This is a genomic window from Iodobacter fluviatilis (genome assembly GCF_900451195.1).
GTDB classification, from domain to species: domain Bacteria; phylum Pseudomonadota; class Gammaproteobacteria; order Burkholderiales; family Chitinibacteraceae; genus Iodobacter; species Iodobacter fluviatilis.
Genome location: NZ_UGHR01000006.1, coordinates 23,074 through 41,101, shown reverse-complemented (window position 1 = coordinate 41,101; position 18,028 = coordinate 23,074). Strand labels below are relative to the sequence as shown.

At 49.7% G+C, this 18,028-nt stretch carries 14 protein-coding genes; 4 read left to right on the top strand and 10 right to left on the bottom strand.

Annotated features, from left to right (window positions below):
- Positions 1-13 precede the first annotated feature (13 nt).
- The 6 genes from DYD62_RS21875 to DYD62_RS21850 form a co-directional block, all read right to left on the bottom strand.
- Positions 14-583, bottom strand: a complete 570-nt coding sequence (locus DYD62_RS21875) for a hypothetical protein (protein ID WP_115230040.1) — start codon at positions 581-583, stop codon at positions 14-16.
- Positions 584-1,017: 434 nt separating this feature from the next.
- On the bottom strand, positions 1,018-2,175 hold the full coding sequence (locus DYD62_RS21870; RefSeq protein ID WP_165928755.1) for an ABC transporter permease: 1,158 nt from the start codon (positions 2,173-2,175) through the stop codon (positions 1,018-1,020).
- 174 nt (positions 2,176-2,349) lie between these two features.
- A complete protein-coding gene (locus DYD62_RS21865) occupies positions 2,350-3,111 on the bottom strand; it encodes an ABC transporter ATP-binding protein (protein WP_115230038.1) in 762 nt (253 codons plus the stop codon).
- A 76-nt stretch (positions 3,112-3,187) separates the two neighbouring features.
- Positions 3,188-4,576, bottom strand: a complete 1,389-nt coding sequence (locus DYD62_RS21860) for an alpha/beta hydrolase (RefSeq protein WP_165928754.1) — start codon at positions 4,574-4,576, stop codon at positions 3,188-3,190.
- A gap of 273 nt (positions 4,577-4,849) precedes the next feature.
- Positions 4,850-6,154 (bottom strand): hemolysin family protein, encoded by a 1,305-nt coding sequence (locus DYD62_RS21855; RefSeq protein ID WP_115230036.1) that lies wholly within the window; start codon positions 6,152-6,154, stop codon positions 4,850-4,852.
- A gap of 143 nt (positions 6,155-6,297) precedes the next feature.
- The gene (locus DYD62_RS21850; RefSeq protein ID WP_115230035.1) at positions 6,298-7,284 is read right to left on the bottom strand and encodes a patatin-like phospholipase family protein; all 987 of its coding nucleotides are present in this window, start codon (positions 7,282-7,284) and stop codon (positions 6,298-6,300) included.
- Between the two features lie 192 nt (positions 7,285-7,476).
- On the opposite strand from DYD62_RS21850, the gene creB reads away from it, so the two are divergent.
- From creB to creD, 3 genes are all read left to right on the top strand, one after another.
- Complete coding sequence (creB, locus tag DYD62_RS21845) at positions 7,477-8,160, top strand: two-component system response regulator CreB (RefSeq protein ID WP_115230034.1); 684 nt, start codon at positions 7,477-7,479, stop codon at positions 8,158-8,160.
- Positions 8,160-9,593, top strand: a complete 1,434-nt coding sequence (gene creC / locus DYD62_RS21840; protein WP_115230033.1) for a two-component system sensor histidine kinase CreC — start codon at positions 8,160-8,162, stop codon at positions 9,591-9,593. The genes creB and creC overlap by 1 nt, the downstream gene beginning before the upstream one ends.
- A 421-nt stretch (positions 9,594-10,014) precedes the next feature.
- On the top strand, positions 10,015-11,427 hold the full coding sequence (gene creD, locus DYD62_RS21835) for a cell envelope integrity protein CreD (protein ID WP_115230032.1): 1,413 nt from the start codon (positions 10,015-10,017) through the stop codon (positions 11,425-11,427).
- A gap of 205 nt (positions 11,428-11,632) precedes the next feature.
- Here creD and DYD62_RS21830 read toward each other — a convergent pair whose 3' ends face one another.
- Genes DYD62_RS21830 through DYD62_RS21815 form a run of 4 tightly spaced genes read right to left on the bottom strand, consistent with a single transcriptional unit; the run spans position 11,633 to position 16,924 of the window.
- Complete coding sequence (locus DYD62_RS21830) at positions 11,633-11,881, bottom strand: hypothetical protein (protein WP_115230031.1); 249 nt, start codon at positions 11,879-11,881, stop codon at positions 11,633-11,635.
- Complete coding sequence (locus DYD62_RS21825) at positions 11,878-12,597, bottom strand: hypothetical protein (RefSeq protein WP_115230030.1); 720 nt, start codon at positions 12,595-12,597, stop codon at positions 11,878-11,880. Before DYD62_RS21825 ends, DYD62_RS21830 begins: the two co-directional genes overlap by 4 nt.
- 58 nt (positions 12,598-12,655) lie before the next feature.
- On the bottom strand, positions 12,656-13,777 hold the full coding sequence (locus tag DYD62_RS21820; protein WP_115230029.1) for an efflux RND transporter periplasmic adaptor subunit: 1,122 nt from the start codon (positions 13,775-13,777) through the stop codon (positions 12,656-12,658).
- Positions 13,778-13,834: 57 nt separating this feature from the next.
- On the bottom strand, positions 13,835-16,924 hold the full coding sequence (locus DYD62_RS21815) for an efflux RND transporter permease subunit (protein ID WP_115230028.1): 3,090 nt from the start codon (positions 16,922-16,924) through the stop codon (positions 13,835-13,837).
- A 364-nt stretch (positions 16,925-17,288) separates the two neighbouring features.
- Between DYD62_RS21815 and DYD62_RS21810 the strand changes: the two genes are divergently transcribed.
- The gene (locus DYD62_RS21810) at positions 17,289-18,005 is read left to right on the top strand and encodes a 16S rRNA (uracil(1498)-N(3))-methyltransferase (RefSeq protein ID WP_115230183.1); all 717 of its coding nucleotides are present in this window, start codon (positions 17,289-17,291) and stop codon (positions 18,003-18,005) included.
- The last annotated feature ends 23 nt before the right edge of the window (positions 18,006-18,028 follow it).

Sequence of the window (18,028 nt, the reverse complement as noted above, 5' to 3'; positions counted from 1 at the left end):
CTTTAACTCAGCATCAATAAAAGGCTATAGCTCCGCTATTAGCACACATGGAAAATGCCTTCTTCCAGCCTTCATAAGCGTTGCGAAATGACTTATCGGGATGCTTGGACGCGGCAGATTGATACTGAATAAAATCTTTAGAAATGCGTTTACATACTACAGGACCGATTACGCCTTCGGAGTCAGAGAAGTCAATCAACTCCCAGAATGGACCCTTCTTCACATTCCAGACTGTTACATCATATCGCTGCGCTATTTCGCCATTAAGCGATTGGTAGGGTGTCTGAGCATAGCCCGCGAGCTTTGCCAACTCGTTCCGCCAATCGTTGTAACCTGAGTAGGAGCCAGCCCTAAAGCTGAAAGCTGATTGATACTTATACACTTTTCCGGCTATCAGACCAGTAAAGCGCTCCGCAAATTCAACGGGAGCCAATTTGACCTGCTGTTCTCCCAGTGGCCGCCCATCTTTGTCAAATTTCGGCGCTGAAACGATACTCAGTTTTTCATAAGCGATGATGTCTAATCCTGCATTGGCTGCAAGCGAACATAAACAGAATGAAATCATTAACGTGAAGCGAAACATTGGCTCTCCTAGTGCAGGCAAAATAAAAAAAAAGCGCTACTGAGTGACCGCTTCTGGCCGACTGCGGCCTCTCGCATAGTCTAACTCAGCCGTTTTTACTAAGCACTGACCTATGTTTGCTGATGACTAAATTGGTAAGTTTACTGCCTGTGGTCAATGCGAATTTGAGTGGATAAATTGAACAAGATACCGCACCAAGAGATCCTCCGCTCAGCTTGTTCCTCGCTCCGACGTGTTTCAAAGAGAGATTAAGCCCTGCGCCACAAGCTGCTTTACTTACCCTAGTTACTGGGTTTTAAAACACTTAAAATCTACAAAACAACCCAAATTAAGCTTTATTTTTCTCAGTGAAAATCCATGCTCTCTGTAATTCAAGATTTGGGTGTTGCTGCGTAATATCAGCTCAATAAAATACGGCCCAATCACACTCAAAACTACTGCATCACCACCCGCCGCATTTTCTGCGCGGTATAGCTCAGGCTTGCCAACAAGATCAACACACAAACCAATACGGGGATGAGCACTTCTGCAAGGCTCAGGGTTTCGCCGTTGAGAATTTTGATAATCAGCTGGTTTTGTGCCAGAAGTGGCACCCAGGAAAACCAGACGGGATCAGCGCCTTGCTTCAACATCCCAATCACCAAAGCCAGTGGAGCCAGCAGCATCAGCATGGAGTTTCTGGCCTGCGCTTCCTTATGGCTTTTACCATTCATCGCCACGGCGATTTGCAGGGCGGCAATGGCTAGTGCCAGCGGGCATAGCACGGCCAAAAACACAAAAGCGTCTTTAATTGAAAATTGAAAAGCGATTTTTAATACTTCGTTTTTAATTAATAATAGCGAGGGAAAAATACTCATCACATTAAAAAACAATACACACACCGTGAGTGTGCCTACCGCGGCCCATTTGCCCAAAGCGAAATGCCAGCTCGATATGGGATTCATCATTAGAGGTTCTAAAGAACCACGCTCTCTCTCCCCTGCTGAAGTATCAATCGCCGCATACATGCCCACGCCTAATAGCGTCATGATAAACATAAAGGGCAGCATTTCTTTAAGCCCTGCACTCTGCTGATTTTGTGCACGGCTTAAATGACGCTCTTCTACTTTTAACACCGTTAATATTTCTGCAGAAACACCACGCATGCTTAGATTTAAAACCGCTTGCTCTTGCATAAAGCCTTGCAATAACACCTTAATTGGCCGCACGCCCATTTGGGTATCTTTATTCGCCAGATCACTGACAATCTCTACCCTGGGTGCAATCCCTGATGCATATTGACGGGCAAAATCTTGCGGCAACAACAGTACCGGCTCGGTATATTCTTTGCTGTGTAATTTATTCGCATAATCTGGCCCTGCGGTTTTAATTTCAAAACCCTGCCGGGCAATATAATTGATTAACTCCGGCGCATATTGAGCCCCGACTACGCGAATAAAGCGCTTTTGCTCATCCATTCTGGAATACGCTTCAGAGCTAATAAATAAAAAAAAGGGCATGCCCATTAAAGAAGACAAAATCACCACCAGCATGGTGCGCCGGTCTCTTAATGAATCGACCCATTCTTTTTTAAATATTTCCCAAATCATCATGCGATCATATCCAGTTGATTTTATATTTAAAACCCAAATCTTGAACCACGGAGTTAAGGAGAACACGGAGGGCCACGGAGTAAACCAAAACATAAAATGATTTTCTCCGTATTCTCTGTGTTTCAAGATTTGGGTTTTATTTGCACACCTAAGTAATCCGCATTTTTGAATGCTTCAAGCAAAGGCCAGTTTCACAAAAGCATCTTCAAAATTGCTTTCTTTTGCCTGATCTAATAACTCGGCTACCGTGCCCTGTGCGACGGTTTCGCCGCCAGCCACAATCACCACATGATCGCAAAGCCGCTCTACTTCTTGCATGATATGGGTCGAAAACAAAATACATTTGCTGCCGCCAGCTGGCGATTTCAGCCATGCCAGAAACTCACGCAGCGCCCTAGTGGCCAGTACATCGAGGCCATTGGTGGGCTCGTCCAGAATGATATTCTGCGGATCGTGCACCAGCGCCCTTGCCAGTGCCGTTTTCATTTTTTCACCTTGGCTAAAGCCTTCGCAGCGCCGCTCCAGCAAGGCACGCATATCCAGCGCATCGGCCAGTGCCGTTGCGCGCTCATTGGCCTCGTCATGGCTCATGCCATGCAGCACACCATAATAAGCAATGTTTTCACGGGCGCTCAGCCTTGGGTACAAACCCCGCGCATCAGACAACACCCCCATCCGCGCTTGTGTGGCCTGCTTACCCGCCTCAACCGCTACGCCATCCACCAAAATCTGCCCAGTGTCGCTGGCTAGCAACGCGGCAATCATACGCAATGTCGTGGTTTTGCCCGCGCCATTGGCACCCAATAAGCCAGTGACCATGCCATCTGCCGCGCTAAAGTGAATATCCTTCACGGCCTGAACCACACTTTTAGAACGCCGCCAGCCCAAGCCCGCTTCACGGACAAATTGCTTAGATAATTGCTCGACAATAATCATGGTGTGATCACCAACATTGAATCATTCCTTTAAGAAGCCAAACCTTGAGCCACAGAATTCAAGATTTGGGTTTGGCTTAACCTTTAGGCAAGACCCACACCACAGGCCTTGGAATGGGTTTTACGCAGCTTAGGTCTGTTTTTTGCGCATCTTCAGCGTTTATAAAGCGATAAACCAGATCATCCACACAGCTTTGCGTCAGCATGCCGTGGCCGGATTTGCCCAGCACCACATGCTTGGCTTTGTCTCCCAGCGCTTTGGCAACGTGTGTCGCATGCTGAGGTGGCGTCACCGGATCCAGACCGCCGCTCAACAGCAATACCGGGGATGCGCTTTTGGGCAGGGTATAAAAAGCTGCAGGCACGCTGCCGCGTGGCCACTCACCACATATTTTTCGATAGGTTTCGCTGCGAAAACGGCCAAAATCATCATCGAGCACTGGCAAGCGCCCCGCTTCCTCAGCGCACCATACTGAATAATGCATACCTGCAAAAATCTTGCCCGCATTGGGCAAAGCCGTCTGGCCGCTAAGCGCCAGCAAGGGGTTAAATCGTCCTGCCCTAGCCTCGGTAATGGCAAAAGGCAGACCTGAGCTATTCACCGGTGAATACAGCACGGCCGACACCATGCCCAGCACGCTGTTGCGGCTGATGGTCACATTGGCTTCAGTATTTAAACGGGGGTGTTTGAGAATCGTGGCTTTAGGCGTACTGGCCAACAAATCGCGCCAGCTCTGCGCTAGGTTTGGATAAGTACTTTGGCAACGTGCATCGCTACGGCAATCGGCAAACAGGCTGTCCAGCGCCTTTTGTATATCGCTGCCTGATATGGCGTAATCAGGCGGCAACACGCCATCGAGCACCACTCGCCGCACTGCTTGCGGATATTGGCGTAAATACTCCAGCCCTAGCCGAGTACCGTAGGAAACGCCAACCAGATTGATCGCCGGATAGCCTTCAGCCTTACGCACGGCATCTAAATCCTGCACAGCAATCGAAGTAGTAAAAAAGCGCAGATCGCCATAGGGCAGTTTTTGCAAGGCGGCCTGGCAGTGCCTGATTTCACGCAGCGCACCCTCGCTATCAGTCAGCTTGCTTAAATCTTGCGATTCTGGGCATTCCAAAGGTGCAGAGCGGCCCGTACCACGCTGATCTACAAAAACCACATCACGGCGTAATTGCAATTTATTGAACAGATGCTCAGCCCAGCCCGCCACATTGATCGCGCTCTGCCCCGGCCCACCAGCCAGAAAAAAAATCGGATCCGCCAGCTGATTACGATCCTGCGCACGCAGCACCAGATAATGAATCTGGATTTGCTTACCCTGAGGTTCGGCCGGATTAAGCGGCCTAGCAATCTGCCCACATTGCACTTCCTGAGGAAATCCATCGATACGGCAGGGCTTGGTAGCGGCTTGTGCTGAGGAAAGTAAGCCAAGAAACAGCAGAAAGACAAATGCTTGCATCGGCATCTTTAGATTAATAAGATTGATGCAAGCATGTCAAAGAAACGTGGGGAAGTCTAGGACGGGTGCGAGCTAATAAGCTAAACGTAAACGGTATGGCATTACAAAACCCAAATCTTGAACCACGGAGGCCTCAGAGAACACGGCTTTTCACGGAAAAAAATAGCCTTGAAGTAACCCTGCGTACTCTAGGTTTTAAGTATTTTCAAACTCAGTAATCATAGATCTTCCTCGCGGATCAAAGCACAGGACTTAAATCCCCCCTAGCCCCCATCAGCTCACCGTTTCCCGTGGATAAATTCTCACCAGCACAATTCTTGGCCCATTCATTTTTTTGACAACGGCATCAAAATGCTCAAACTGAATACGCTGGCCTTCGCTAGGTAAATCACCCAGCTGCTGCATAATCAAGCCACCTACCGAATCCACATCGGTGTCTTCGATATCAATGCCCAAGGCGCGCTCAAGGGTAAAGATAGTTAAGCTGCCTTTACCTATCATCGAGCCATCATCCAGCTTGGACCATTCATTTTGCGCTTGGCGGAATTCATCTCGAATCTCGCCCACCAAAGCGCCGAGCAAATTATCCAAGGTGATAAAACCAAGCGGCTGGCCATCTTGATAAGCCACCACGGCAAAATGCGGCGCGCCATGCTGGAAACGTTTAAATAATTCAGAAGCAGATAAACGCGGCGAAACGGTTTGCACCGGACGCGCCAATTTATCCAATCGCTCAGGCATCTCGCCTTTACGCATGGCAAAGAAAATATCTTTTAAATGGACCACCGATTGCACATGGCCATTTTCGTCCAGCAAGGGGTAGCGGCTATAACGATGCTGAACAATTTTATCCAAGCTGGTTTCGATATCGGCACTGGCCGACAAAGCCACGGCTTCGCTGAACGGGTGCATTAAATCGGCAACATCCAGATCACGGAAATCCAAGGCCTGCGCAAGTACACGCCAATCATCTTCGCTATATTGATCATCAGACTGCGAGGTACGCAGAATCAGCTTCAGCTCTTCTGAGGAATAATGGCTGTCGTGGCCGGGCGCGGCATCTAGGCCCACTTTACGCAGCACCCAGTTAGCACTGTGATTAAGCATCCAGATGGCGGGATACATCAGCCAGTAAAAGCAATACAGCGGTACGGCCGTCCACATACTGATTTTGCCAGGCATACGAATCGCCATGGATTTGGGGGCCAGCTCGCCCACCACAATATGCAGATAAGAAATAATAAAGAAGGCAACAGCAAAGGAAATAGAATGTACCAGTGCTTCGTTCACAATACCCAGCGCGCCCAGAATGGGTTGCAGCAGCTGCACAAAAGCAGGCTCACCAATCCAGCCAAGACCAAGGGATGCAAGGGTAATACCAAGCTGACAAGCTGAAAGATAGGCATCTAAATCGCCATGCACTTTCAGTAAAATGCGCCCGCGCCAGCCCATTGTTTTGGCAATGGCTTTGACACGAGTAGAGCGTAATTTAACTAAACCAAACTCTGCGGCCACAAAAAAGCCGTTAAGAAGCACAAGCAGAAAAGCGAGAATAATCAGTAAGATACTACTACCCATATCCGGAGTTTCAAGAAACTCCTATCCTTTTTTGTTGTTGAGTTAATGCACATTATGCAGCAACACGGCTACTTTCGCCGCATTGCCTAGGCAAATAGCAAAATTAGGCACAAATCTCCCACCCATTCAGTTCAATCCGACAATCAGGCAAATACCTCAGCCAAATTCACGCTGGATGACTTACCTAACTGAAGATGATGAGCTGCCAGCCATTTCTGCCCCGCCTCCCTTCCCAGATCTTTGAGCGTGGCAAAGAACTTCAGATTCACGGCTAATTTAGATTCGGCATCAAATTGCGCTAAATCCGCCTCAATCAGATGAAAATGGGTACGGGCAATATGCCTGTCTAATTTGGACCAAACAAAAAGTGGCCGGCGCGCTTTAAGCCGTGTAAACATTTGCATTTCACGCAAAAAGCCCGATTGAAAAGTAATATCCAGAATCCTGCTTTGAATCTCTCTGGCAGAATCAGGCGTAGCGTCCAAGCTTAAAGGCTGCAATAAAATCAGCAAAATATCGCAGGCACCACAGTAATCAAATAATGGGTACACCGCCGGGTTGGCCGAATAAGCACCATCCCAATAAGGCTCGCCATCAATTAATACACTGCGGTACATCGTCGGCAAACAGGCAGAGGCCAAAATGACATCGGCACTCATTTCATGATTCTGAAAAATTCTTAACTTGCCTGAATTAGCATGCGTGGTGGCAATAAATAATTTAACCGGGCTCTGCGTTTGCAAAGCGGCAAAATCAATTTGTTTTACAACCAAATCACGTAGAGGATTTAAATCAAAAGGATTCATTTGGCTGGGGGACAAATAACGCGTCCACTGCTGCATTGCCTTGGTCACCGAGCTGATGCCCGCACCGTCGCCTTGGCCTAAATCCCCCGGCATGCTCCCCGCCAGCGCTTGCCAGAACTGATCCAGTGCCAACCTAGCCCCACTCGCTCCCCCCTCCATCAAACCCTGAGCCAGCACCACCGCATTCATCGCTCCTGCACTAGTGCCGCTCACCCCTTCAAACTGAATACGCCCGTCTTCAAGCAAGGCATCCAGCACGCCCCAGGTAAATGCGCCATGCGCACCGCCACCTTGCAAAGCAAGATTAATCACTTTTTTAGTCATAGCCAGCCCTCTGCGGCGTGAACCTTGCAAATGCAGAGCTCAAACCGCCAGTGTTTGATGCAGACCCATAAGCCGCAGCTTAAAGCAGAGAGATTAAAATTATGCTGCAATGCAGCATAGCAGGAAATACGCTGACAACCGTGCCACAAAGTCACTTACAATCAAGGCCATCCAATAAGAGCGATCTCACTTATGTCATCCATCATTCTGATCGAAGACGAAGCGGCCATCTCCGATACGCTGCGCTTTGCGCTGGAGCGGGAAGGCTTTAGCGTGAGCTGCTACAGTCTGGCAAGAGAAGGCGAAGCGGCGATTCAGGCGCAAAAGCCCGATCTGCTAATTTTAGATATCGGCCTGCCCGACGATAGCGGCCTAGAAGTACTTAAACGCCTGCGTCGCTACAGCGAGCTGCCGGTGCTGCTGCTCACAGCCAGAAGCGAGGAATTCGACCGGATTTTAGGCTTGGAGCTGGGCGCAGATGATTATGTGCTTAAGCCCTTTAGCCCGCGCGAAGTCGCCGCCCGGGTAAAAGCCATTTTAAAGCGCAGCAACCCAGCCGCCATCATCAGCCATTCCGCCATCCATAACGGGCTGTTTGTGCACGATGCCGCGGCCAAACGGGTGCAATACGCGGGCAATAATCTCACGCTCACACCATCAGAATACCGGCTGCTCATCACCCTACTCGCCCATCCTGGCCAGGTATTCAGCCGAGCCCAATTGCTGGATGCACTTGGCGAAGCCGCCGAAGACAGCTTTGAGCGCACCATCGACAGCCATATCAAAAGCTTGCGCGCTAAATTGCGAGTTGTACGGCCCAATCTAGACCCTATCGCCACCCACCGTGGCTTTGGCTATGCGCTGGAGCAGGTTTAATGCGCTTTTCACTGCGGATTTTCTTTGGCTACTTTTTGCTGGTCAGCCTGCTGGCCGCCTATGTACTGAGCCTAGTCAGAGATGAAATCAAACCTGCGGTACGTCAATCCAGCGAAGAAGTGCTGGTCGATACCGCCAATCTGCTGGCCGAGCTGATCCAGCCTGATTTTGTGGCCGGGCGACTCGATGCGGGCCGCTTTGCCAAAGCAATTAAACTGTTTGCCGAAAGAAATCCGCAAGCCAAAGTGTGGGGCGTACCACGCGATAAAACCTTTCTACGCGTCTATGTGACCGATGCCAAAGGCAAGGTGATGATGGATTCCACCGGCCAGGCGCTAGGGCAGGATTATAGCCAGTGGCGCGATGTTTACCTCACACTACGCGGCCAATATGGTGCGCGCAGCTCGCTAGCCGATCCAAAAAATGAGCTATCCACCGTGATGCACGTCGCCGCCCCGATTACCAAGGGCAAAGAAATCGTGGGCGTACTCACCGTCGCCCGCCCCAACTGGGCCATGCAGCCCTTTATCGATCGCAGCGAAAATAAACTCTGGCGGGCAGGCCTCCTGCTGCTGGCCGTTGGCCTAGTCATTGGCGCGCTGTTTTCATGGTGGCTAAGCCGAGGCATTAACAAACTCACCGGCTTTGCGCTGGCAGTGAGCGATGGCCAAACCGTGCCCGTGCCCACCTTCACCGCCAATCGCGAGCTCACCACCCTAGCCACAGCACTCGGCACTATGCGGGAGCGCTTGGAAGGCAAGGCCTATATTGAAAACTATGTGCACGACCTGACCCACGAGCTGAAATCGCCCCTAGCAGGCATACGCGGTGCGGCAGAAATTTTATTTGAAGAAGGACAGGCACTTAAAGAGAGCGATCACAGCCGTTTTACCGGCCATATCCGCCAAGAAACCGCACGCATGCAGCAAATTGTCGACCGCCTACTGCAACTCGCCACGCTAGAAGCCAGGCACGGCCTGAAAGACGCCGGGCCGGTAGATATCGCTAAGCTGCTGGACGAAGCCATCAACGCACTCACACCGCAAGCCGGTACACGGCAAATACTGCACGCGCCATGGCCCAGCATCATCATCCAAGGCGAAGCCTTTTTACTCGCCCAAGCCATCAGAAATCTGCTGCAAAACGCGCTGGATTTCACCCCCGAGCACGGCCAGATCCATATCGAGCTGAAAATTGAAGCGCAAAATTTGCAAATAGCCATCCACAACCAGGGCGAGCCTATCCCCGACTACGCCTTTCCCCGCCTGTTCGAGCGCTTCTACTCCCTACCCCGACCCGCCACCGGCCAAAAAAGCACCGGTCTGGGGCTGGCACTCACCCGCACCATGCTGGAATTACATGGTGGAAGTGTGAGCCTTGCGAATCATGCTGAAGCTGGAGTCGTAGCAAGGGTTTGTTTGCCCTTGGATTAACAAATGGCAGAGACCCAAATCATGAGGAGGAAAGCATTTTCTTGAATTAAGCTATTTGTCTTTGCGCTTTGAGTATTTCCAAATTCAATGATCTGGGTTTATATCGTAATTCGTAGCACGGGACTTTAAATCCCCCTGAAGCACGCCGAAGCGAGGAACAAGCGGGGCGGGGCCTTCGTGCTTTGGGGGTTGCGGCTTGGCTTCGTTTATTGGCCGTTCAAGAAAGGAAGGCCCCCGCGGTGGCTACCGCTCCAAAATCAATGTGCCGAAGACACTGCTTACAAAAAGTACGACTAAATTTGAAGCATTTCGCATCGAAAACAAAACCTCCCGTCTCCACACAATCTCCACATTCCCCGCATTTTCCCTCCACATCAGCGCCTCACAATGCCCCCATCACACCAACGCATAGGGGAATATCATGAAGTTAAAGTGGAAAATCATCACCATCGGCCTGCTGATGCTGGGGATGATTGTGGTTTTAAATATGGTACGACATCTGGTTTTTGAGCGGCAGCAGCGTGCTCAGGAAGTGCGGCAAGAGATTTCGCAATTCAGCGCTGGCGAACAAACCGTAAAAGGGCCCTTCTTAGTGTTGCCACTCACTGAAACCACCAGCAAACTCGTTGAGCAAACCACGCCGCAGGGAAAAATAAGCGCATGGGAAGACAGTACCAGCAGCCGCAATATCATCATCAGCCCCGAGCAATTTTCGGCCAAGGGGCAATTGGCAGTTGAAAGCCTAAAACGCGGCATTTTTGAAGCGCCCATTTATCGCAGTGATTTAATCCTCTCCGGGCGTTTTGCCGTAGCACCGCTCAATAGCTATGAGCAGCATCCTGGCTCCAGCCGTGAAAAAATCAGCAGCCGCTGGGGCAAGCCTTATCTGGTGCTGAGCCTGTCGGATGTACGTGGGATTCAAAATATGGGTGGCACGCTGGCCGCCGACACACTGAACTTTGAGCCGGGCACGGCCCAATCAGCAATTCATGCCACGACAAACACAGCAGAAGACAGCGCTGCAGCCGTTGCCGTGGCAGCACCCGCCACAAATCTGGGCAATGGTGTGCATGCCATGATTAAGCTGGCTGATTCCGAGCAATCACTGGATTTCAAACTCCATCTAAAACTGAACGGCACCACACAATTACTGATCGAGCCAGTGGGGAAAGAAAGCCATGTCGCCCTTGCTGGCAACTGGCCACACCCCAGCTTTAGCGGCAATTTTGCACCGGTAGAGCGCAGTGTCACCGCTCAGGGCTTTAGCGCACGCTGGCAAACCAGCCAGCTGGCTACAGGCGGCGCTCAAACCAGCAAATGCAGCAGCTCAGAGTGCTCTTCCGCCTCGCTGGGATTACGCCTTGTTGATCCTGTAGATAGATATGTCTTAAATGAGCGCACGATTAAGTACGCCGAATTATTTGTACTGGTGATTTTTGGCGCTGTGTTTTTAATGGCGCTGATGAGGCGAATCGAGATTCACCCCGTGCAATACGCCCTCGTCGGCGCAGCCTTGGCCCTGTTTTTCCTGCTGACATTATCGCTATCTGAACACCTAGGCTTTGCCAAAGCCTATTGGAGCGCCGCAGCGGCATCAGTGTTATTGCTTGGCTATTACGTGAGTTTTGTACTGGCCGCATGGCAACGGGGGGTAGGATTTGCCGTGGTATTAACAGCGCTCTATGGCCTGCTGTACGGCATCTTGCAATCAGAAGATATGGCGCTGCTGATGGGAAGTATCACGCTGTTTGCCTTACTCAGCTGCGTGATGATTCTTACCCGTAAAATAGACTGGCAGGCATTACGGCCAGCGAATGCAGAGACTGTGGCTTAAAGATATACAGAGTGTGGGTAACAAAGCAATCTCAACCCACACTCTAACCTCATGGGCAAAAGAACCATTCACTGACAGGATCCTCAACCTCAATCAAACAACAAAACACGCATTAAAATATTTTTAATCACCGCATTAATAAAGAGAACATCGGACAAATATGTAAGGGGGCATTGCACCCCTTATCTTCAATACCATTAAAATATTATTTTTTCCCTGCTAACAAACCAAACACAGCAAACACAGGAACAAGAACCCATCCTCCAGAAATTGCAGTCCCAAATGCAGCGATACCAATACTAGACCCTAACATTGCTCCAATACTGCCTGAAACGGCAGCACCAATCAGCCCAGAGGTCATATCATAATCACGACTAAAATCTTTAGGAGGAACTTCCACGCTACCAAGCACTTGTTTAATAATATTATTTTTCGCTTCTTGAAATTCATTCATAATCTATCCCTTTCATATAAACGTCCTAACTCAGAAGCTCGGCTGTACATCAAATCAATCAATTCATTTTGCTTTTTTAAAAATACTTCTGACTCCTCATTAGCTTTCAATTGGAAGTAACGAACAATTTCAGCAACCTTTCTTGCAAAAGGTTTCAAAGAAATTACGTCAACATGACGCAACATATTTCTTAAAAGATTATCATAAGCTTTAATAAAATTTAAAGAGTCTTCTTTACCTTTTCGCTCACAGTTATAAATCTCATTCTGAAGAGACTTAACCTCTGCGGTTAATGAATCAAAGTCAGACTCCCTCCCTTTCAATGCACTTTTAAAGAAAATACCTGTACTAACTCTCGACAAACTTTCTTTTGCTGTTTTTAATTTATCATTCAAAATATTGCCTTGCAGCAAACAATCCCTCTTCGCCTTAAAGCCTATATACCACGCTTTCAAAAATTGATAATCAACCCCTGCATCGGTCAATTCACGAAAAAAATACCTTGATTCAGGAGTAGTTGCTTTTTGTAAAATAACATCAAATTCATCAAACACCTCATTCAAATATACTTCTAATCTATTTTTCTGTGACAAATAAAAATCTTGCTCTAAGCTTTGTGACTGCAAAGCAAGCCTGTAAATTTCTCTCCGAGAAATATAAGAAACAGTTGCGTGCGTTTTTTTAATTTCCGAAACATTGGTATTTTTATTCTGCATATCCACCCATAAATAATTAAAAGGATAAATTCAAACGGTAGAAACCATTGTCCACTACTCATCCACCCACCGCAGTCGCTACCATCCCCGGCTTGATGCCATCCATTTTTCTAGCCAGCACTTTGACACCCGCATTCAGGCCGGTGGTGACTTCTACTAAGCCGCTGCGCTCGTCATTACTGCCTAGGCTGACTTTTCTTTGGGCGATTTTGCCGTTTTCCAGGCTGTAAACATAAGGATCAGTTGAGCCGCCCTGTACGGCGCTATTAGGGATGGTGAGCTTGGCTTGCGATTGCCCAAGGGCGAGCAGGCCTTTGGCAAACATACCGCTGCGTAAGGCACCAGCCGGGTTTTTCACCGCGATAAACACAGTAATAGCTCGTGAGTTTTTCTCGACCTCTGGGTTAATGCGCTGCACGGTGCCATTAAATAATTTGCCGTTAAAACCATCGACCTGAAACTCGGCCTGCTGCCCTGCCGATACATGGGCGATCTGGCTGGCGGGCACGGCCACTTGCAGCTCCATGGCAGATAAATCAACAATATTAAATAGCTCGGAATTCTGATCAACCTTTTCACCTGGTTGAATAGAGCGCTTACTGATTTGCCCGCCAATGGGCGCACGCAGCACCATATCGTCCATGGCGTTTTTGGCCACGGCCACTTGTGCCTGAATCGCCTTTAATTTGGCAAGACTAACGGCCAGTGTGCTGGAGCTACTGTCAAAGGCATTACCAGAAATAAAACCCTGCTTTTGCAAGGTCTGGTTTTTGCCATGCGTTTTTTCGGCTAGGCTCAGCTCAGCCTTGGCCATTTCCAAATTGCTTTGCCGCTCGTTTAATTGCGCCACAATATTGCTGGCGTCAAAGCGCGCCAGGATCTGCCCCGCTTTAACTTCCTCGCCTTCACGCACCAAAACTTGATCGACTTGAGCCGATACTTTTGAGCGCAGCGATGCATGGTTCACAGCCTGCAAAGCCCCGTTGATAGGAATGGACTGATCCAAAGGGCGCAACGTCACCACCGCTAAATCTGCTGCGGCAAACTCCAATTTACGCGGGGTATTTTTGTCTTCTGCTTTAGGCTCTTTCGCCTTGCCCTGAGTAAACGCCACGCCACCCGCAGCCAGCACCACAAACAATAAGCCCAGGCCAATACTTCTTTTTTTAAATACAGTCATCGCATTTATTCCTGATTAATGATGAGAGCAAGGTCAATCATCTTTGAACGCTACAATTTATGCAGAAACGACCGCCAGTTTCAGCGCCTTACGCGCTTTACGCTTGGCGGCCCAGCCATCCAGATAGGCGTATAAAATCGGCACCACAATCAAGGTCAGCACGGTGGAAGAAATCACACCGCCGATAATCGCCCTGCCCATGGCCGCCTGTGTTTCACCGCCTTCACCTAGGCCCAGCGACATCGGCAACATGCCAAAAATCATCGCAGCGGTGGTCATCAAAATGGGACGCAGACGTACTTGTCCGGCAGAAAGCAGAGCATCTTTGACCGCCAGCCCTTCCCGCTTGGCGGTGTTGGCAAAATCCACCAGAAGAATCGCGTTTTTAACGGCTAAACCGAGCAGCATCATAAAGCCGATCATGGAGAATAAATTAATGGTGGTGCCGGTCAGGAATAAGGCCAGTAAAGCGCCAGTCAGAGAAAACGGCAGGGAAGCCATAATCGCCAAAGGCTGTAAAAAACTGCCAAATTGCGACGCTAAAACAAAGTAAATAAAGATCAGCGCCAGGCCAATGGCCCCCACGAACGCTGCAAAAGCTTCTTGCATCTCGGCCTGCTGCCCGCCCGCGCCAAAATGATAGCCAGCGGGCAATTCGGTTTTATCCAGCAGCGCTTGTACTTCACCACTGACCGTGCCGCTTGGGCGGCCCTGCACATTGGCGTAAAGCGAAACACGGCGTTGCATATCGAGGCGCTTTAATTGCTGGGCACTGGTGCTTTTTTCTAAGCTGGCTACCTGGCGCAAAGACACCAGCTTGGGCGAGCCGTCGCTATTGCTTTTACTACTGCTTAAATACAAATCGCCCAAGTCTGCTGCAGTACGGCGGTCTTGTTCGGCCAGCTGCACCACCACATCATAATTTTGCCCGTCGCTGGCCAAGTAATGACTGATCGTTTCACCCGAAATCAATGCACGTAGTGCGCTGCCAATCCGGGCATTATTCAGGCCCAGATCATTAGCCGCTTCGTTATCAATTTTGATCGCAAGTGTTGGGGTAAAAGCTTTTTCACTGCTTTCCAGATCGACCACACCCGGAATTTTGGCAATTTTCTTCATTAAATCGCCGGTGATCTGGGTCAACTTGCTTGGATCCGGGCCAAATACCGTAATAAAGATCGGCTTCCAGCCCCCCACCGACAGCTCTACGCCTGCGATCCGGCCAACCACCTTGCGTATTTCTTTTTCGATATCGTCTTGCGAGCGGCGTTTTTTACGCTCAACCAACTTAAGCGTTATTTCAGCCATGTTTTTGCTGCTTTGCACGCCCACAGTTGTTTGCACCGAAGCAATTTCTTTAAATGATTTTAAAGATGCTTCAATCTGCTTCACCTTATCGTCGGTATACGCAAGGCTTGAGCCAATCGGCGTATTCAGTTGCATACGAACTAAGCCCAAATCCTGTTTTGGCTCGAACTCTGTACCAATAAACGGAAGTAAAAACAGGCTGCTTAGAAAAAACACGCAGGCAGCGGCTAATACTGTTTTTCTTTTGCCCAATGACCACGCCAGAAAACGCCCATAGATCTCATGCAGATATTCGATCTTGTGCTCAAAAGCCGCCATAAACCGGCCCATACGTGGCCAATTTTTAAAACGATTGCCTTCAGGATCGTGCCAGATAGAAGACAACATCGGGTCGAGCGTAAAGCTGACAAACAGTGAAACCAATACCGCCACCGTGACGGTAATCCCAAATTGAAAGAAAAACTGCCCGATAATGCCGTGCATAAACGCCACCGGCACAAACACCGCTACGATCGCAAAGGTTGTGGCCATCACCGCTAGGCCAATTTCCTCCGTACCGTCATGGGCTGCCTGGAAATGATTTTTGCCCATGCCTAAATGGCGGACAATGTTTTCCCGTACCACAATCGCGTCATCAATCAATAAGCCAATGGATAGGCTTAGCGCCATCAATGTCAGCATATTTAAAGAGAACCCGCAGGCGTGCACCACCACAAAAGTAGCAATCACCGAGATGGGTAAGGTTAAAGCCGTTATCACCGTGCTGCGCCATGAGTGCAAAAACATAAATACAATCAGCGTGGTGAGAATACCGCCTTCTAAAATGGTGGTCTTTGTGTGATTCAGCGCGCTTTTAATTTCATCAGAATTAGCCTGCACGATAGTCAGCTCGGCACCTGCGGGTAAGGAAGATTGCATCTTCTCTACCACGGCCTTTACGCCATCACCCAGCTCAACAATATTGCTGCCCTGAATCGGGAAAATCTCGAGGCTGATCACCGACTGGCCGTCAAGGCGCGAGATCGAAGTGCGCTCTTGCTCGCCATCAATCACATCGGCAACCTGCTCCAGATAAACCGGGGTATTAGCTTGGCGGGCCACAATAATTTTGCCAAATTGCTTAGGGTCTTTAATCTTGCCTTCAAGGCGCACCAACTGCTCATGATCGCCATTCACGATCCGCCCTGCTGGTACGTCTTGGTTGGCCTCACGTACCGCATCCATCACCTGATCCACCCCAAGACCATAGCTATTGAGTGCATCGCGGCGCAAACGCAGCTGAATCTGGCGATTCACCAAACCATTACTGTTAATGCTGCCCACGCCAGGGGCTGTGCGTAAACGCTTCACTACCACCTGCTCAGATAGCATGCTCAGCTCACGCAGGCTAAGCGTGCCCGAGCGCAAAGCCAGCTGCACAACAGGCTCAGCTTCGCCGCTGATATCTGCTTTCAGCACCAGCGGATCTTTAGCTTCCTTTGGGAAATTAGGCTTAATCAAAGCCACTTTATCGCGGATTTCCTGCAAGCCATTGGCCGAGTTTGCATCCATGCGAAACTCTACCGACATAAAGGCCGAGCCTTCACGTGCAGTGGCCCAGATATGCTTCACCCCATTCACGGTATTGATCTGCTCTTCTAGGGGCTTGATCAGATCGTTTTCAATGGCCTCTGGTGATGCACCCGGATAATTCAGCTGCACAAACACCTGCGGACTGGCCACCGGCGGCATGCGTTCTACCGGCAGCAGACCATATGAAGCCATGCCGAGCACCAGCAGCGCCAGCATCACCATGGTTGCAAATACCGGATGTTTGATACTTACCTTGGTTATCCACATACAGAGAGGCTTCTTTCAAAAGGGGTTAAACATTAAGCAAAAGAATAATGCCACAACCATACAGGCCGTCAGCATATTCTGCTGCAATTTGATGTCATGAGGCTTAGATAGATTGTATTAAATTTGTACCTAATCAATACATCACAGCGAAACACAGCGCATGCTCAAGGCGCAGCATGGTTTAAAGCCGATCATATTGCGCAATGATTATTCGTAAAACGCCACCCTCACTGCGCCCTTCATGCCCGAGTATTCGGGCCTTGCTGCCCCACATCAGCAGCCAGACTAAGCTCCATCTCTAAGCTCGGACTTGAATCCCCTGCCGCCTTGCGGTATACCAACTCCTCCAATGCACGAGGTGGATATGCCCAGATTTTTCCTTGATATGCCACTGGCCACTGGCCTTGGCTTTAACCTGCCTGAAAGTGTTGCCCGCCATGTGCAAGTGCTGCGCTTGCAGCCCGATGACAACATCATTTTATTTAACGGTCAGGGCGGTGAATACGCCGCACGCGTCACCGAAATGGGTAAACGCCATGTCAGTGTCGAAGTGCTGGCTTGGGATGAGCAAGATCGGGAATCCCCGCTAAAACTCACCCTGCTACAAGCCATTTCAGCCAGTGATCGTATGGATTACACCATCCAAAAAGCCAGTGAGCTGGGCGTAAGCCAGATTCAACCCATCATTTCCGAATACTGCCAACAGCGCCTGAGTGGTGAGCGAGCCGAAAAACGCCTTGCCCACTGGCAGGCCATTGCCGTTTCTGCTGCCGAGCAATGTGGCCGCACCCGCGTACCCACCATCCTGCCGATTCTTAAATTTGAACAGGCTCTGGCCCAAAACGCCGAACTAAAACTCTTGCTATCCCCAATTGGCGCGATCCGGCAAGAGCAGTTGCCCGCCACGGCAGCCAGCGCCACCGTCTTGATTGGGCCAGAAGGCGGTTTCTCTACTCAAGAAGAATCACTGGCTATTGCTGCGGGCTACACCCCACTGATGCTTGGACCCAGAATTTTCCGCACCGAAACGGTTGCCCCGGTTATTGCCGCACTACTGCAAAGCAAGTACGGCGACCTGTAAGTTTTTCTTAGCTGGCACTTAAA

Bases quoted from the DNA above. Each gene is read 5' to 3' on its own strand.
- DYD62_RS21875 (WP_115230040.1), bottom strand. From the start codon at position 583: ATGTTTCGCTTCACGTTAATGATTTCATTCTGTTTATGTTCGCTTGCA.
- DYD62_RS21870 (WP_165928755.1), bottom strand. From the start codon at position 2,175: ATGATGATTTGGGAAATATTTAAAAAAGAATGGGTCGATTCATTAAGA.
- DYD62_RS21865 (WP_115230038.1), bottom strand. From the start codon at position 3,111: ATGATTATTGTCGAGCAATTATCTAAGCAATTTGTCCGTGAAGCGGGC.
- DYD62_RS21860 (WP_165928754.1), bottom strand. From the start codon at position 4,576: ATGCAAGCATTTGTCTTTCTGCTGTTTCTTGGCTTACTTTCCTCAGCA.
- DYD62_RS21855 (WP_115230036.1), bottom strand. From the start codon at position 6,154: ATGGGTAGTAGTATCTTACTGATTATTCTCGCTTTTCTGCTTGTGCTT.
- DYD62_RS21850 (WP_115230035.1), bottom strand. From the start codon at position 7,284: ATGACTAAAAAAGTGATTAATCTTGCTTTGCAAGGTGGCGGTGCGCAT.
- creB (WP_115230034.1), top strand. From the start codon at position 7,477: ATGTCATCCATCATTCTGATCGAAGACGAAGCGGCCATCTCCGATACG.
- creC (WP_115230033.1), top strand. From the start codon at position 8,160: ATGCGCTTTTCACTGCGGATTTTCTTTGGCTACTTTTTGCTGGTCAGC.
- creD (WP_115230032.1), top strand. From the start codon at position 10,015: ATGAAGTTAAAGTGGAAAATCATCACCATCGGCCTGCTGATGCTGGGG.
- DYD62_RS21830 (WP_115230031.1), bottom strand. From the start codon at position 11,881: ATGAATGAATTTCAAGAAGCGAAAAATAATATTATTAAACAAGTGCTT.
- DYD62_RS21825 (WP_115230030.1), bottom strand. From the start codon at position 12,597: ATGCAGAATAAAAATACCAATGTTTCGGAAATTAAAAAAACGCACGCA.
- DYD62_RS21820 (WP_115230029.1), bottom strand. From the start codon at position 13,777: ATGACTGTATTTAAAAAAAGAAGTATTGGCCTGGGCTTATTGTTTGTG.
- DYD62_RS21815 (WP_115230028.1), bottom strand. From the start codon at position 16,924: ATGTGGATAACCAAGGTAAGTATCAAACATCCGGTATTTGCAACCATG.
- DYD62_RS21810 (WP_115230183.1), top strand. From the start codon at position 17,289: ATGCCCAGATTTTTCCTTGATATGCCACTGGCCACTGGCCTTGGCTTT.